The sequence below is a fragment of the Bradyrhizobium sp. LB8.2 genome (assembly GCF_040548035.1).
GTDB lineage: Bacteria > Pseudomonadota > Alphaproteobacteria > Rhizobiales > Xanthobacteraceae > Bradyrhizobium.
The window spans coordinates 177,535-191,908 of the sequence record NZ_JBEPQV010000011.1; the positions used below are offsets into that span (position 1 = coordinate 177,535).

Below are 14,374 nucleotides of genomic sequence, written 5' to 3' on the forward strand. Positions count from 1 at the left end.
TATTAGTCTTTGTGAGTACGAGACTGGCGGGTTCGACGAGAGAAATGGCGCGGCAGACGACAGTGACAGGTGCCCGGAAGCGACAGTCCTGGCCGCAAGGAGCGGAGCGGCCGGAGGCGGCGTGGCCGGCGGAAGAGGTCAACGGCCAGCGGGCGACACCGCAGTCCGGCGATGCCTCGCGCCTGCCCGATCCGCGCCGGCGCGGGCCCATCGTCGGCCCCGTTCAGGCGAAGCGCGTACCTGGCCCGATGAAGAAGCTGAGCGTGCGTGCCCAGAACGTTCTCAAGGAGCTCGCGGTCGAGCTCACTGCCGAGCAGCCGCCGAAGGGGAATTGGTCGCCCTCGCGCGAACTGCTGCGCGCGCTGACGGCTGAACGCCTCGCGACCGCGCGCAATTGCGGTCCTCACACGATGCGGGAGATCGTCGACTGGGCGCAGGGCTGTGGCGTGACCATCAAGCCGGTGATCCCGCACGGCGGCTCGTTGTCGCAGATGTGGGCGGAGTTGATTACCAATGCATCCGTCGGTGCCTTGACCAGCGCCGAGATTGCCAGCGCGCTCCAGCGCTCGATCCGGCGAAAGAGCGTCCGCATCCCGATTGCGTTTCAGGTCATCCTGGTGAAGATCCTGCTGTCCAACTTCGAATAGGGCGGCGATATTTGTGTATTCGCGGCGCCGGTCGGTTGGTTCCGCCTGGCCGTCCTTGCTAGTCTCGGTGAGGCCGCTCGTTCTATCGGCCGGCTCGACGTCGCAGGCAGGATATGGCTCCATCGAAGCGGCAGACGACACGCCCGGCGCGTGCTGTGTCCACAAAGGGCGGCGCGATGCGTGAGGCCGACTACGCGGCGCTTGCGCAGTTCCGCTATCAAATCCGGAGTTTCCTGGCGTTCAGTGAGGCGGCCGCACACCTGCAGGGATTGACGCCGCAGCAGCATCAGGCGCTGCTTGGTATCAAGGGCTTTGTCCGTCCGGGTCCCGCGACCGTCGGTGACGTCGCGCGATTTCTGCTGATACGACACCACTCGGCCGGCGAGCTGATCAACCGCATGGCGAAGCTGGGACTGGTCGGCCGGGTCACTGACCCCGAGGACGCCAGGCGTGTTCATCTCAGGCTGACGAGGAAAGGCGAGCAGAAACTCCAGGCGCTCTCAAGGAAAAATCTCGAGGAGCTCCGTCGCGCCGCGAGCCCGGCGTTGAGTCGCTTGTTGAAATCATTCCGGCAATCGAGCCAGTCCTGAGCGGGGGACTTCGGCCGATCAGGCCGCGGCGCCGGTCACGCCGCCGCGCCTTGGGCGGCGAGCTGCGCGGCCTGGTGCTCGGTGGTCAGTGCGTCGATCAGTTCCCCGATCGCTTCTCCGGCAATCACCTGCGGCAGCTTGTACAGCGTCAAATTGATGCGGTGATCGGTGACGCGTCCTTGCGGAAAATTGTAGGTGCGAATGCGCTCGCTGCGATCTCCGGACCCGACCTTCTCCTTGCGCTCGGCCGAGCGGGCGGCATCGACGCGCTGCTGCTCGGCGTCGTAGATGCGCGAGCGCAGGATGTTCATGGCGGAGGCGCGATTCTTGTGCTGCGAGCGGCTGTCCTGCATCATCACGACGATGCCGGTCGGGATGTGGGTGATGCGGATCGCCGATTCCGTCTTGTTGACGTGCTGGCCGCCGGCGCCTCCCGCGCGCATGGTCTCGATGCGCAAATCGTCGTTCTTGATGTCGATGTCGACCTCCTCGACCTCCGGCATCACGGCGACGGTCGCGGCGGATGTGTGAATGCGCCCCTGCGTCTCGGTGTCGGGCACGCGCTGCACGCGATGTACGCCGGATTCGAATTTCAGCTTCGAGAACGCGCCGCGGCCCTGCACCTCGGCGATGATTTCCTTGTATCCGCCGACGCTGCCTTCGCTCGCCGAGATCACCTCGACCTTCCAGCCCTGAAGGCTCGCGAACCGCTCGTACATCCGGAACAGATCGCCGGCGAACAGCGAGGCCTCGTCGCCGCCGGTGCCGGCGCGGATTTCCAGCACCACGTTGCGGTCGTCCATGGCGTCCTTGGGCAGCAGAGCGAGGCGGATATTCTGGACCAGGTCCTCGATCTTTGGCGTCAACTCACCGCGCTCGGCTTCCGCCATGCCGCGCATCTCGGGATCGGTCGCGGGATCGGCGATCAGTGCCTCGGTGTCGGCGAGCTCCTTGACGGCCGAACGATAGGCCTTGACCGCTTCGATCAGTGGCGTGAGCTCGGCGAGTTCACGCGTGATCTGCACATAGCGTTCGGAGGCGAGCTGACCGAGCGATTCGGCCTCGAGCGAGGCGTGATGCGCGAGCAGGACGTCCAGTTTGGCTTCGGGCAGTGACGACATCGGTTCAGTCTCAAGATGCGGAAAAGGGCGAGGCGGCAGGAAGGGGCGACAGGCCCGCTACAACGCCAGGCCTTCGGCCTCGGCAAACTCCGTCAGCTTCTGCCGGATCGAGACGCTCCCGGCGGGGGCGTCCAGCAAGGGGCCGAGCATCGCTTCGGCCTTCTTGGCGTCGAGATCGATCACCATCGCCTTGACCGGGCCAAGCGCGGTCGCCGAAAGCGATAGCGAGCGGTAGCCCATCGCGATCAGCGCCAGCGCGCCGATCGGCTTCGACGCCATCTCGCCGCAGAGCGACAGCGATTTCTTTGCCGCTTGCGACTTGCGCGCGATGTCGCGCAACGCACGCAGGATCGGCGCCGACATGGTGTCGAAGCGCCCGGCGACCTTTGCGTTGCCGCGGTCGACCGCGAACAGGAACTGGAACAGATCGTTGGAGCCGACCGAAATGAAGTCGACCTTCTTCAGAAGCTCGTCGAGCTGATAGAGCAGCGCCGGCACCTCGACCATGGTGCCGATGTCGATCCGCTCCGGCAGGGTGTGGCCATGCTGGCGCAGATAGGTCAGCTCGCGTTCGACCAGCGCCTTCGCCGAATCGAATTCGCCGACCTCCGAGATCATCGGGAACATGATGCGCAGCGCACGGCCGCCGCCGGCGCGCAGCAGCGCGCGGATCTGGCCGCGCAACAGGCCGGGACGGTCGAGCCCGAGCCGGATCGCGCGCCACCCGAGCGCGGGATTCTCCTCGATCACCGCTTCCATATAAGGCAGCGCCTTGTCGCCGCCGATGTCGAGGGTGCGGAACGTGACGGGTTTGGTGCCGGCGGCATCCAGCACGGTACGATAGAGCGCGAGTTGGTCGCTGGTGCGCGGCAGGCTCTGGCCGACCATGAATTGCAGCTCGGTGCGGAACAGGCCGATGCCGGCGCTGCCGGTGTCCTCGATATGCGGCAGGTCGATGGCGAGACCCGCATTGATCATCAGCTCGACCTTCTGGCCGTCTTTGGTGACGCAGGGCAGGTCGCGCAGCGCCAGATATTGCGCCTGGCGGCGGGCGCGGAAGCGCACGCGCTCGGCGAAGGCGGCCTCGACCTCCTGCGACGGACGGACATAGATCGAGCCGGAAGTGCCGTCGACGATGATGGCGTCGCCGGGATCGGCGATACCAGGTGCGTTCGGCACTTCGCCGACCGCGGGAATGCCGAGCGCACGCGCCACGATCGAGACGTGGGAATTGGCGGTGCCTTCCTCCAGCACGATGCCGCGCAGGCGCTTGCGGTCGTAGTCGAGCAGCGCCGCCGGGCCCATCGCGCGCGCGATGACGATGGCGTTGTCGGGCAATTGTTCACGTGAAGGCGCGTGATCCTGGCCGACCAGCTGCCGCATCAGGCGATAGCCGAGATCCTCGAGATCATGCAGCCGGTCGCGCAAATAGGGATCGGTCGAGCGCAGCATGCGCGCGCGGGTGTCGGACTGCACGCGCTCGACGGCGGCTTCCGCCGTGAGGCCGGTGGCGACCGCCTCGTGCAGCTTGTGCGACCAGCCCTGGTCGTTGGCGAACATGCGGTAAGCTTCCAGCACCTCGCGATGCTCGCCGCCCTCGGCGACGTCGCCGCGCTCCAGCATGCGATCGAGGTCGGCGCGCAGCTTAGCGAGCGCGGTGTCGAGCCGTTTGATCTCCTTGGGCAGGTCCTCGGCGATGTAGTCCTTGATGACGACGCGCGGCTCGTGCAGCACGACGTGGCCGAGCGCGATGCCTTCCGACAGGATGGCGCCGACCTTCTGCGCCGAATGGCGCGCGGCGGGCTCCTGGCCGGGCTGGGCCAGCGCGGACAGCTCGCCGGAGGCGATCAGCTCCGCCAGCACCATCGCGGTGGTCTGGAGCGCCTCGAGCTCCTCCTCGACATAATTGCGCTTGGCGCGGTTCTGCACCACCAGCACGCCGAGCGTGTTGCCGGCGCGCAGGACCGGCACGCCGAGGAAGGAGTGATAGATTTCTTCGCCGGTCTCGGGGCGGAACGAGAACGCCGGGTGGCTCTGTGCGTCGTTCAGATTGAGCGGGGTCGCCTCGCTGGCGACGAGCCCGACCAGGCCCTCATGGGCCGTCAGCACGGTGTGGTGCACCGCCTCGCGGTTGAGGCCTTCAGTGGCATAGAGCTCGAGCGTGTTGTCGACGCGCAGCACATAGACCGAGCACACCTCGGCCACCATATTGGCGGCGATCAGCACCACGATCTTGTCCAGCCGCTCCTGGGCCGAGACCTGCTCCGCCATGGTTTCGCGGAGCCGTCTCAACAAGACGCGGGGACCTCCCGACGCGCTCCGCATGTGCCGTCAACCCTCCACCGTCTGCCGGGGCCGAAGGGCCCGCGGCGGCTCGCCCAGAAATCCAGAAAAACAACGAATTTGCTCGTCCGGCGCCGGCCCAGCCGATCCGCTGGAGCCGTCACCTGAGCCGAATCAGCACCGCCTCAACTGGGGCACAGTTTGCGGCAGCCCACCCTCTTCGCCGTATAGCGAATTAGGGCTTGTTTTGCCAAGCAAAACGCCTGCCAAACGCGAAGGTGTGTACACCTTCGCGTTTGCTGCGACCGCTAAGAGAAAATTAGCCTATGTCTGATCGAGACCGTAGAGCGTGTGCAGGGTCCGCACCGCAAGCTCGGTATAGGCGGTATCGATCAGGACGGAGAATTTAATCTCGGAGGTTGTAATGGCCCGGATGTTGATATTCCGTCCGGCGAGGGCCGAAAATGCCTGGGCGGCGACGCCGGCATGGCTGCGCATGCCGCTGCCGATCACCGAGATCTTGGCGACGTCGGTGGCGGTGTCGAGCCGGGCATAATTGATCTGGCTCTTGGCCGCGGTGATCGTCTCCTTGGCCCTTGTGTAGTCGGCAGCCGGGACCGTGAAGGTGAGGTCGGTGGTCTTGCCGTCCTCGGAGACGTTCTGCACGATCATGTCGACGTTGATGTTGGCATCCGCGAGCGGGCCGAAGATCGACGCCGCAACGCCGGGCTTGTCTTCGATCTGGCGTACCGAGATCTGGGCCTCGTCCTTCGAAAAGGCGATGCCGGTGACGACGTGGCTTTCCATGATCTCCTCCTCGCTGCAGATCAGCGTGCCGGGCGGCTGGTTGGCATGCGGGTCGATATCCTCGGGCTTGTCGAAGCTCGATCGGACGAAAATCGGCATGTTGTGGACCATGCCGAGTTCCACCGAGCGGACCTGGAGCACTTTTGCGCCCTGGGAGGCCAGTTCCAGCATGTCTTCGAACGCGATCTTGTCGAGCCGGCGCGCCTTCGGCACGATTCGCGGATCGGTGGTGTAGACACCATCGACGTCGGTATAGATGTCGCAGCGGTCCGCCTTGACGGCGGCGGCGATCGCCACAGCCGAGGTGTCGGAGCCGCCGCGGCCGAGCGTGGTGATGCGATTGGTCTCGGGGTTGATGCCCTGGAAGCCGGCGATTACGGCGACCTCCTTGCGCTCCCTGAAGCGCTTGATGATCTCGTTGCCGTCGATATCCTCGATCCGGGCCGAGGCATGGGCGTCGCTGGTCTTGATCGGGATCTGCCAGCCCTGCCAGGAGCGGGCCTGGATACCCATGCCCTGAAGCGCGATGGCAAGCAGGCCGGACGTCACCTGTTCGCCCGAGGCGACCACGGCGTCGTATTCGCGCGCGTCGTGCATCGGCGAGGCCTCGGTGCACCAGGCCACCAACTCGTTGGTTTTACCGGACATCGCCGAGACGACCACTGCCACTTCATGGCCGGCGTCGACCTCACGCTTCACATGGCGTGCGACGTTGCGGATACGTTCGATGTTGGCGACGGATGTGCCGCCGAATTTCATCACGAGGCGGCTCATGACGACGCGTGCATTCCCTCATAAGGATAAGTATGGTGACCCGCGCTGGACGGGTGCCTGCGATACCGACCGCGCGTATACAGAGGGGCGGGGCCGGGGGCAAGCGGGTTCCTGCGGGGCCAATCCGGGCAATGGGTTAATCGAGGTTATGGCGCGCTATATCGATGAGATCCTGCAACCGGGCGAGCGGGTGCTGTATTCGACCAATGCGCACTGGATCTTCTATTTTCCGGCCATCCTCGCATGGATCGCAGCCTTGGGCCTGTTCGTCCTGTCACGGCAAACCGCGGTCGACGGGCTCGTGATTCTGTGTCTCATCGCCTCGGGGGTGGTCGCCTTGGCGGCGCTGTTCTGGACCTTGAAGGGCTGGTTCCACCGCTTCACCACCGAGACCGACGTCACTAACCTGCGAGTTGTGCACAAGACCGGGTTCATCAAGCGCCGCACTTTCGAGATGGCGCTGGACAAGGTCGAGAGCGTCGATGTGAATCAGACCATTCTTGGACGCATTCTCAACTATGGCGACGTGACCATCAATGGCGTGGGGGAAGGTCGCGAAACCATCCGGACCATCGCCTCACCGCTCGCCTTCCGTAGTTCGATCACCACGCGGTAGGACCGCGCTTACTGATGAGCATGCAGCAAGATACTTCCGCTACCGCAAGCCCGCCGCCGGGCTCGACCGTCGACGCCGCCGAGATCGCGAAATTTTCAAAACTCTCGGCCGAGTGGTGGGACCCCAACGGCAAGATGGCCCCGCTGCACCGGATCAACCCGCTGCGGCTCGGCTACATCCGCGATGCGGCCTGCCGCAAGTTCGAACGCAACTTGCGCAGCCTCAACTGCCTCGGCGGCCTGCGCGTGCTCGACATCGGCTGCGGCGCCGGCCTGTTGTGCGAGCCGCTGTCGCGCCTGGGTGCGCAGGTCATCGGCGTCGATCCGTCGGTCAGCAACATCGCCGCCGCGAAGCTGCACGCCGACAAGGCGCATCTGTCGATCGACTATCGCTGCACCACGGTGGAAGAGATCGACCCGCGCGAGCGATTCGACATCGTGCTGGCGATGGAGGTGGTCGAGCACGTCGTCGATGTCGGCGTTTTCCTGAAGCGCTGCGCCGCGATGCTGAAGCCGAACGGGTTGATGGTGGTCTCGACGCTGAACAGGAACTGGAAGAGCTTCGCGCTCGCCATCGTCGGAGCCGAATACGTCCTGCGCTGGCTGCCGCGCGGCACTCATGAGTGGAACAAGTTCGTCACTCCCGACGAGCTGACGAAATACCTGCTCGATAACCGCCTCGTCATCACCGAACAGACCGGCGTCGTCTACAGCCCCTTCGCCGACAAATGGACGCTTTCGTCCGACATCGACGTGAATTACATGGTCGTGGCGGAAGGCATGGTGTGAGGCCACGCCGCTTCCAAGCATTCGGCGTCATCCTGGATCAGCGCTTCGCTTGTCCAGGACGACACTGAATTTGCCGCGCAAGCATCGCACCCATGACATCCGCGTGATTGACCTGCTTGAGCGCTAGCGGCACGTTGCCTCAACTTCCTCTCTCACCCACTCGCCATTCCCCATGTTCACCATCGCCAGCCTCTGGATTCCCTTCACCGTCATTGCCGCGCTCGGCCAGGTCGCGCGCAATGCGATGCAGCGGTCGCTGACGAAGCCGCTGGGGACCTGGGGCGCGACCAATATCCGCTTCCTGTTCGGCTTCCCGTTCTCGCTGCTGTTTCTCGCCGTGGTGCTGGTCGCGACCGGCGATCATCTCGACATGCCGCCGACCGTGTTCTGGCCGTGGTTGCTGCTCGGCGCGCTCAGCCAGATCGTGGCGACCGGCCTGATGTTGCTGGCGATGAACGACCGGTCCTTCGTGGTGACGACGGCCTACCTGAAGACCGAGGCGATCCAGACGGCGATCTTCGGCTTCGTCTTCCTCGGCGATCACCTGACTTGGCTCAAGGTGCTGGCGATCGTGATCGCGACCATCGGCGTCGTCGTCACCGCGCTGCGGCCCGGCGCTGAGAAGAGTTTTGCCGAACTCAAGCCGACCATCACCGGTCTGGTCGCCGCGGCGGCGTTCGCGTTGTCAGCGGTCGGTTTCCGCGGCGCCATCATCAACGTGCCCGGCGTATCCTTTGTGACGGCAGCATCGTTCACGCTGGTGCTCGGCCTGTTCGTGCAGACGCTGATCCTGACGATCTATCTGCTTTGGCGCGCGCCGAAGGTGCTTCAGGCGATTTTGGGGCTGTGGAAGCCATCGCTGCTCGCGGGCTTCATGGGCGCGTTCGCCTCGCAGTTCTGGTTCCTCGCCTTCGCGCTGACGGCCGCCGCCAACGTCCGCACGCTCGCTCTGATCGAGGTGCTGTTCGCGCAGGCCGTGGCGTATTACTCGTTCAAGCAGCCAATCGCGGCACGTGAGATTCTTGGCATCGGGCTGATCGTGGTCGGCGTGGCGGTGCTGGTGGCGGTTTAGTTCCGGTCTTCCGGCAGCGTCGGCAGCGGCGACACCTCGATGCCTTCGTCGATCAGCGACTTGGCTTCGTCGGGCGAAGCCTCGCCGTAGATCGGACGGTGCTCCTTGTCGCCGTAATGCATCGCGCGGGCCTCGTTCGCAAAACGCTCGCCGACATTGTCGGCGTTTTTCACGATGTGATCGCGCAGCTCTTTGAGCTTGGTGCGAAGCTCCTTCTCCTGCGCCATCATCAGCGAGGTCGGTCCGGACAGTGTAGCCTCGGGCGTGGTCGCAGCCACGGGCTCCGGGGGCGGCGTCGCGGGTCCGCGGCCTTTCTTGCCGACGATGCGAGGCGCCATGATCGCTTTGTTGATCCTGGCCGAGCCGCAGATCGGACAGGTCACGAGCTTGCGCTTCACCTGCGAATCGTATGCCGACGAGCTCTGGAACCAACTTTCGAAGTCGTGGTTTCGGTCGCAGTGGAGCGCGTAGCGGATCATGCCGATCCCCGCACGAGGTGCAGATGGTCCGGCCCCGCCTTGGGATCGGCGACGCCGAAGCGGCGGCCGTGCTGGAGCGAGGGGATTGCGCGGCGCGCGGTCTCGACCTTGGCCGGATCGATCCTGGCCATGATGATGCCCGGCTCGACATCGCCCTCGGCGAGGATCTCGCCCCAGGGATCGATGATCAGCGAATGGCCATAGGTCTCGCGCTTGTTCTCATGCAGGCCGGCCTGCGCGGCGGCGAAGATGAAACAGCCGGTCTCGATCGCGCGTGCACGCAGCAGCACGTGCCAATGCGCTTCACCGGTCTTGCGGGTGAAGGCCGAGGGCACCGTGATGAAGTATGCGCCGCTCTCGGCCAGCGCGCGGTAGAGCGCGGGGAAGCGCACGTCGTAGCAGATCGTCAGCCCGACGCGGCCCCAGGGCAGGTCGGAGATCACGGCGGTCTCGCCCGGCTGGTAATTGGCGGATTCGCGATAACTCTCGCCGTCCGGCAGCTCGATGTCGAACATGTGGATCTTGTCGTAGCTCGCGAGCACACTGCCCTCGGGCCCGATCAGGAAGGAGCGGTTGACCGCTTTCTCCTCTGAGAAGCGCAGCGCCAGCGAGCCGACATGGATGTGGATTTTCAGCTCCGCCGCGAGCGCCCGGTAGGTCCTCAGCGAGTGGTCGTCGTTTTCGCTTTGGAGGTGCTCGAACAGCGCCTTGCGGTTGACCTGCATCATGTTGCTGACTTCGGGCGTCTGCACGTAGTCGGCGCCATTGGCCGCAGCCTGCCGGATCAGTTTGGTGGCCTGCGCGAGGCTCGGCTCGGGCATCAGGCCGGTGCGCATCTGCACCATGGCCGCGGTGAAGGTCCCGATCTCGTTCATGACTCCGCCTTCACATCTTCAAGCATGCCGTCGAGCTTGCCGCCGCGGTCGAGCGCATAGAGTTCGTCGCAGCCCCCAACATGGGTTCCGCCGATCCAGATCTGCGGGAAGGTCGTACCCTCGCCGGCGCGATCGTACATCTCTTGGCGCCAGGACGGGTTCTTGGCGATATCGAACTCCGTGAAGGTTGCCTTCTTGCGGGTCAGCAGCGACCTGGCGGCGGAACAATAGCCGCAGCCCGGCCTCGTGTAGATCTCCACAGCAGCGGTCATGTTGTCTGGCGCTCTCATGTCATGAATTCATTGAATTATATGGGACTTCACCGGCTCTCGACAACCCGGGCAAAGACCAGCACGTCCACTTGGGCCGCCTTGGCGCGGAGCAGGGCCCGCGCGCAGGCATCCAGCGTCGCACCCGAGGTCAGGACGTCGTCGATGAGGACAATGCGCCGACCTTGGACCTCCGCCTGACGGTCGGGCGATACCTGGAATGCGCCCTGCACATTGGTGGCGCGCTGGGCCCGCGACAGGCCGATCTGTTGCTCGGTGGCGCGTACCCGGCGCAGCATCTCGGCCTTCACTTTCACCCCGCTCTGCCTCTCGACGATCCGCGCCAGTGCCCCGGACTGGTTGTAGCGGCGGCGCCAGGCCCTTCGCCAATGCAGGGGAACAGGCACCAGCATATTGGCTTGGCTGAGCAGTTCGCCGCCCGCGCGCGCCATCCAGCGGCCCATGGCGGGCGCCAAATCCGTGCGGTCCTGGTATTTCAGCGCATGCACCAGGGTGCGCGCGACGTCGTCATAACGTACCGCGGCGCGCGCCCGCTGGTAGGCCGGTGGGCTCGCGATCGCCTCCATCGACAGCATGTCGGGGCCGGGGTCATACACAAAGGGAATGCCGAGCCGCGGGCAGTAGGGCCGTTCGATGAACGACAGCCGCGCCCAGCAGGCCGCGCACACGCCCTCGCCATCGACTGGCTCGCGGCAGGACACACACAAGGTCGGCAGCGCGATGTCGAGCGCGAGCCGCGCCGCACGCGACAGGGCATGGCGGCCGGCCGTCCATGCGGCCCGCAAGGGTCCGGAGAGCGAGCGGGAAGGGGCGGAGGCGTCCATGGGGAGAAGCTAGCGTTCCGCGCTTGTCGGCTCAAGCAGCACTCTCGTGCGCCGGCTCTGCGGAGCGTCACTGCGTGCCGCACCGCGTCCGGGACAGAACAGAGGCGATTGCCAGAACGACTTGGATCGGCGTAACCAGCGGCATGGCTCAGCCCTCCCAGACCCCGCCCGCTCTGTTCGATCGCGCCTTGCTGCATGCGCGGCAGCGGCGCGCGCAGACGCAGGGCGAGGTCACCTTCCTGCTCGATCGGGTCGCCGAGGACATGTCGGACCGGCTGGCTGCTGTGATGCGCGAGTTTCACGCGGGAGCCGATCTCTGGACGCCCGGCGAGGGACTTGCGGCGTTGCGCTCGCGACTGCCTTGCGTCGAGCGGATCGCGCTCGACGCAGCGGGTATGGAGACACTTCCCTTTGCACCGGAGAGCCTCGACCTCGTCGTGTCGGCGCTGGCGCTGCAATTCGTCAACGACCTGCCGGGCGTGCTCGCGCAAATCCGTCGTGCGCTCAAGCCGGATGGTCTGCTGCTCGCCGCGATGATCGGTGGCGACAGCCTGACCGAGCTGCGGCAGGCGTTCGCCGCGGCGGAAGCTGAATGCGAAGGCGGCGTGTCGCCGCGCGTGGTGCCGTTCGCTGACTTGCGCGACATCGGCGCGCTGTTGCAGCGGGCAGGCTTTGCGCTGCCGGTCACCGATGTCGACCGCGTCGTGGTGCGTTACGCCAATGCATTCGCGCTGATGCAGGATCTCCGCCGCATGGGCGCGGCCAATGTGCTGATCGAGCGGCGCCGCACGTTATCGCGGCGCGCGACGCTGCTGCGGATGGCCGAGATTTATGCCGAACGCTTTGCCGATGCCGACGGCCGCATTCGCGCGACATTCGACATCATCTGGCTCTCGGGCTGGGCCCCGCATGCGAGCCAGCAGCAGCCGCTGAAGCCGGGGTCGGCGAAGGCGAGCCTGGCGGAGGCGGTGAAGAAGGCGGGGAAGGAGTGACGTGTGTCCCGGACGCGCTGCAGCGTTCTTACGCTGCTGCGCAGAGCCGGGACCCAGCCCTGCGGCAAGCATGGGCCCCGGCTCAGCAGCGCATCGCTGAAGGAGCGCTGCGCTGCGTCCGGGGCACCAGCGCGGCCTCACATCAGCAGATCAATCAGATGCGGGATCAGCGGAATGTCCGCTGGCGGCATGGGATAGTCGCGCAACTTGTTGGAGCGAACCCAGGCGAGATTCTGGCCCTCGCGCGCCGTCACAATGCCTTCCCAGCGCCGGCAGATGAAGAGCGGCATCAACAGATGAAAGGTCTCGTAGCCGTGGCTCGCAAAGGTCAGCGGGGCCAGGCAGGGTTCGGCGACGGTGATGCCGAGCTCCTCGTGGAGCTCGCGGATCAGGCTCTGCTCCGGCCGCTCGCCGGGTTCACATTTGCCGCCGGGAAATTCCCAGAGGCCGGCCAGCGTCTTGCCCTCCGGGCGCTGCGCGATCAGGACGCGCTTGTCGGCATCGACAAGCGCGCAGGCCACCACCAGTGTCAGTTTGAGATCGGCCATGCCTGGAATGTCGCTCGCTGAAGATCATCCGTAACGGTCCGTTAACCCGTTACGGCCCGGTTTCCGAGGTCTCCATAAGTCATATTTAATCGACGGTTCCTAGAGTGGAAAAGCTCAGATTCCGGGATCCCCACCTATGCGTGCCGCGCTTCGCACAATTCTCCAACGGTTCGGTCTCGATCAACGCGGCAATATCGCAGTGATCTTCGCGCTGACCTGCGTCCCGCTGATCACCGCGGTCGGCTGCGGGATCGACTATTCGCGGGCGACGCAGATCAGATCCAAGCTGCAGGCTGCGGCGGACGCCGCCAGCGTCGGTTCGATTGCCAAGAATTCGCCGGCGTACCTCGCGGCTGGCACCATGATGGCGGACGGATCCATTGCGGCCGGAGTCACCGACGCTAAGAACATCTTCGACGCCAACCGGGCAAATCAGAACGGATACACGCTCACCAGCGTGACGCCGGTCGTCTCAAAGACTGGCTCCACGGTAACCTCGACGGTCAATTTTTCCGCGACCATCAACACGATGTTTCTCGGCGTGATCGGCAAGAGCACGGTGGCGATGTCGGGCACTTCCACGGCCACGGCCAACATGCCGCTCTATATCGACTTCTATCTCCTGTTGGACAATTCTCCGTCGATGGGTGTCGCAGCGACACCGACCGACATAACGAATTTGCAGGCAAAGACCGGTGGATGCGCATTCGCGTGTCACGACACCTCCAAGAAGGCCGGCACAAGCAACTACGACATTGCCAAAGCAAATGGCATCACTACCCGAATCGACGTGGTGCGCCAGGCGAGCGCGAACTTGATGGACACAGCCCGGAACACGCAGACCTACACGAACCAGTTCAGGATGGCGATCTACGATTTCGGCGCTGCGTCAGCGACGATCGGATTGAGAAATCTGTTTTCGCTCTCGTCGAGCCTGACGTCCGCCAAGACTGCGGCGGGAAACATCGACCTGATGTCGGTCGCCGGTCAGAATGACGCTTTTACTGCCGATAAGGATACTCCCTTCACCGCCATCTTTCCCGCAATCAATAGCGCAATCGCCTCGCCGGGAGTCGGCACATCTTCCGCCCCCCTGAAGTATTTGTTTTTTGTATCGGACGGCGTCGCCGATGAAAGCAATGCCTCTTGCCTGAAGACGATGTACAATAAGAATTGGGGAAACATAGCGCCGCGCTGTCAGTCACCTATCAATCCCGCGCTGTGCACGACGTTGAAGAACCGCGGTATCAAGGTCGCGGTGCTGTACACAACGTATCAGCCTCCTACTGACAGCTGGTACAAGGACTGGATCGCGCCCTTCAACGCCGGGACATGGGGGCCGTCCCCGAACAGCGAGATCGCGCAGAACATGGAGAGCTGCGCTTCGCCAGGATTCTATTTCGAGGTTAGCCCCACCCAGGGCATTTCGGACGCGATGAACGCTCTGTTCCGGAAGGCGCTCGCGGACGCACGGATCTCGGGGTGATTTGATCCGGGTGAGAGGGACTCTCCGCGAGTCCGGTTGTCAGCGTCGATGCGGCAGCGGCCCCTCACCCCGCAAGAACGGCTATCGGATTCACACATCGGCCATTCGCAGTGAGGCGCCAAATTTGATGCGCTGGAGGGCTTCGAGCCCCAAGCGCATGGTTTTTGGTCCCGGCTTGCCAT

The 14,374-nt window shown here is 64.7% G+C and carries 15 protein-coding genes; 7 read left to right on the forward strand and 8 right to left on the reverse strand.

The genetic code is table 11. The features are described from left to right. The first annotated feature begins 62 nt into the window (after positions 1 to 62). Complete coding sequence (locus ABIB06_RS16315; RefSeq protein WP_247353106.1) at positions 63 to 647, forward strand: hypothetical protein; 585 nt, start codon at positions 63 to 65, stop codon at positions 645 to 647. Between the two features lie 176 nt (positions 648 to 823). Continuing rightward, positions 824 to 1,237 carry a MarR family winged helix-turn-helix transcriptional regulator gene (locus ABIB06_RS16320; RefSeq protein ID WP_502916553.1) on the forward strand — a complete coding sequence of 138 codons (414 nt, stop codon included), beginning with the start codon at positions 824 to 826 and terminating at the stop codon, positions 1,235 to 1,237. Positions 1,238 to 1,272: 35 nt separating this feature from the next. Here ABIB06_RS16320 and prfA read toward each other — a convergent pair whose 3' ends face one another. From prfA to ABIB06_RS16335, 3 genes are all read right to left on the reverse strand, one after another. Then, positions 1,273 to 2,358, reverse strand: a complete 1,086-nt coding sequence (prfA, locus tag ABIB06_RS16325; RefSeq protein ID WP_247353109.1) for a peptide chain release factor 1 — start codon at positions 2,356 to 2,358, stop codon at positions 1,273 to 1,275. Between the two features lie 57 nt (positions 2,359 to 2,415). Further along, complete coding sequence (gene ptsP / locus ABIB06_RS16330) at positions 2,416 to 4,683, reverse strand: phosphoenolpyruvate--protein phosphotransferase (RefSeq protein ID WP_247353110.1); 2,268 nt, start codon at positions 4,681 to 4,683, stop codon at positions 2,416 to 2,418. Between the two features lie 282 nt (positions 4,684 to 4,965). Beyond that, complete coding sequence (locus ABIB06_RS16335) at positions 4,966 to 6,222, reverse strand: aspartate kinase (protein ID WP_354049669.1); 1,257 nt, start codon at positions 6,220 to 6,222, stop codon at positions 4,966 to 4,968. A 148-nt stretch (positions 6,223 to 6,370) separates the two neighbouring features. On the opposite strand from ABIB06_RS16335, the gene ABIB06_RS16340 reads away from it, so the two are divergent. The 3 genes from ABIB06_RS16340 (at position 6,371) to ABIB06_RS16350 (ending at position 8,698) form a co-directional block, all read left to right on the forward strand. After that, entirely contained in the window at positions 6,371 to 6,838 is a 468-nt protein-coding gene (locus ABIB06_RS16340) for a PH domain-containing protein (protein ID WP_247353127.1), read from the forward strand. A 14-nt stretch (positions 6,839 to 6,852) separates the two neighbouring features. Next, the gene (ubiG, locus tag ABIB06_RS16345) at positions 6,853 to 7,626 is read left to right on the forward strand and encodes a bifunctional 2-polyprenyl-6-hydroxyphenol methylase/3-demethylubiquinol 3-O-methyltransferase UbiG (protein ID WP_247353113.1); all 774 of its coding nucleotides are present in this window, start codon (positions 6,853 to 6,855) and stop codon (positions 7,624 to 7,626) included. A 172-nt stretch (positions 7,627 to 7,798) separates the two neighbouring features. Further along, the gene (locus ABIB06_RS16350) at positions 7,799 to 8,698 is read left to right on the forward strand and encodes an EamA family transporter (protein WP_247353114.1); all 900 of its coding nucleotides are present in this window, start codon (positions 7,799 to 7,801) and stop codon (positions 8,696 to 8,698) included. Here ABIB06_RS16350 and ABIB06_RS16355 read toward each other — a convergent pair. The 4 genes from ABIB06_RS16355 to ABIB06_RS16370 are packed head-to-tail and all read right to left on the reverse strand — an operon-like array spanning position 8,695 to position 11,166. Then, positions 8,695 to 9,177 (reverse strand): DUF1178 family protein, encoded by a 483-nt coding sequence (locus ABIB06_RS16355; protein ID WP_247353116.1) that lies wholly within the window; start codon positions 9,175 to 9,177, stop codon positions 8,695 to 8,697. The genes ABIB06_RS16350 and ABIB06_RS16355 overlap by 4 nt on opposite strands. Further along, positions 9,174 to 10,052, reverse strand: a complete 879-nt coding sequence (locus ABIB06_RS16360) for a carbon-nitrogen hydrolase family protein (RefSeq protein WP_247353118.1) — start codon at positions 10,050 to 10,052, stop codon at positions 9,174 to 9,176. The genes ABIB06_RS16355 and ABIB06_RS16360 overlap by 4 nt, the downstream gene beginning before the upstream one ends. Continuing rightward, a complete protein-coding gene (grxC, locus tag ABIB06_RS16365; RefSeq protein ID WP_247353119.1) occupies positions 10,049 to 10,324 on the reverse strand; it encodes a glutaredoxin 3 in 276 nt (91 codons plus the stop codon). The genes ABIB06_RS16360 and grxC overlap by 4 nt, the downstream gene beginning before the upstream one ends. A gap of 47 nt (positions 10,325 to 10,371) precedes the next feature. Beyond that, the gene (locus ABIB06_RS16370; RefSeq protein WP_247353121.1) at positions 10,372 to 11,166 is read right to left on the reverse strand and encodes a ComF family protein; all 795 of its coding nucleotides are present in this window, start codon (positions 11,164 to 11,166) and stop codon (positions 10,372 to 10,374) included. Positions 11,167 to 11,309: 143 nt separating this feature from the next. Between ABIB06_RS16370 and ABIB06_RS16375 the strand changes: the two genes are divergently transcribed. Next, positions 11,310 to 12,158 (forward strand): methyltransferase domain-containing protein, encoded by an 849-nt coding sequence (locus tag ABIB06_RS16375; protein ID WP_247353122.1) that lies wholly within the window; start codon positions 11,310 to 11,312, stop codon positions 12,156 to 12,158. Between the two features lie 137 nt (positions 12,159 to 12,295). Here ABIB06_RS16375 and ABIB06_RS16380 read toward each other — a convergent pair whose 3' ends face one another. After that, positions 12,296 to 12,706: a (deoxy)nucleoside triphosphate pyrophosphohydrolase gene (locus ABIB06_RS16380; RefSeq protein ID WP_247353124.1), complete on the reverse strand. Its 411-nt coding sequence runs from the start codon at positions 12,704 to 12,706 to the stop codon at positions 12,296 to 12,298. Between the two features lie 136 nt (positions 12,707 to 12,842). On the opposite strand from ABIB06_RS16380, the gene ABIB06_RS16385 reads away from it, so the two are divergent. Further along, positions 12,843 to 14,192: a TadE/TadG family type IV pilus assembly protein gene (locus ABIB06_RS16385; RefSeq protein ID WP_247353126.1), complete on the forward strand. Its 1,350-nt coding sequence runs from the start codon at positions 12,843 to 12,845 to the stop codon at positions 14,190 to 14,192. The last annotated feature ends 182 nt before the right edge of the window (positions 14,193 to 14,374 follow it).

Bases quoted from the DNA above. Each gene is read 5' to 3' on its own strand.
- ABIB06_RS16370 (WP_247353121.1), bottom strand. From the start codon at position 11,166: ATGGACGCCTCCGCCCCTTCCCGCTCGCTCTCCGGACCCTTGCGGGCC.
- ubiG (WP_247353113.1), top strand. From the start codon at position 6,853: ATGAGCATGCAGCAAGATACTTCCGCTACCGCAAGCCCGCCGCCGGGC.
- prfA (WP_247353109.1), bottom strand. From the start codon at position 2,358: ATGTCGTCACTGCCCGAAGCCAAACTGGACGTCCTGCTCGCGCATCAC.
- ptsP (WP_247353110.1), bottom strand. From the start codon at position 4,683: ATGCGGAGCGCGTCGGGAGGTCCCCGCGTCTTGTTGAGACGGCTCCGC.
- ABIB06_RS16335 (WP_354049669.1), bottom strand. From the start codon at position 6,222: ATGAGCCGCCTCGTGATGAAATTCGGCGGCACATCCGTCGCCAACATC.
- ABIB06_RS16340 (WP_247353127.1), top strand. From the start codon at position 6,371: ATGGCGCGCTATATCGATGAGATCCTGCAACCGGGCGAGCGGGTGCTG.
- ABIB06_RS16360 (WP_247353118.1), bottom strand. From the start codon at position 10,052: ATGAACGAGATCGGGACCTTCACCGCGGCCATGGTGCAGATGCGCACC.
- grxC (WP_247353119.1), bottom strand. From the start codon at position 10,324: ATGACCGCTGCTGTGGAGATCTACACGAGGCCGGGCTGCGGCTATTGT.
- ABIB06_RS16380 (WP_247353124.1), bottom strand. From the start codon at position 12,706: ATGGCCGATCTCAAACTGACACTGGTGGTGGCCTGCGCGCTTGTCGAT.
- ABIB06_RS16355 (WP_247353116.1), bottom strand. From the start codon at position 9,177: ATGATCCGCTACGCGCTCCACTGCGACCGAAACCACGACTTCGAAAGT.
- ABIB06_RS16320 (WP_502916553.1), top strand. From the start codon at position 824: ATGCGTGAGGCCGACTACGCGGCGCTTGCGCAGTTCCGCTATCAAATC.
- ABIB06_RS16385 (WP_247353126.1), top strand. From the start codon at position 12,843: ATGCGTGCCGCGCTTCGCACAATTCTCCAACGGTTCGGTCTCGATCAA.
- ABIB06_RS16375 (WP_247353122.1), top strand. From the start codon at position 11,310: ATGGCTCAGCCCTCCCAGACCCCGCCCGCTCTGTTCGATCGCGCCTTG.
- ABIB06_RS16350 (WP_247353114.1), top strand. From the start codon at position 7,799: ATGTTCACCATCGCCAGCCTCTGGATTCCCTTCACCGTCATTGCCGCG.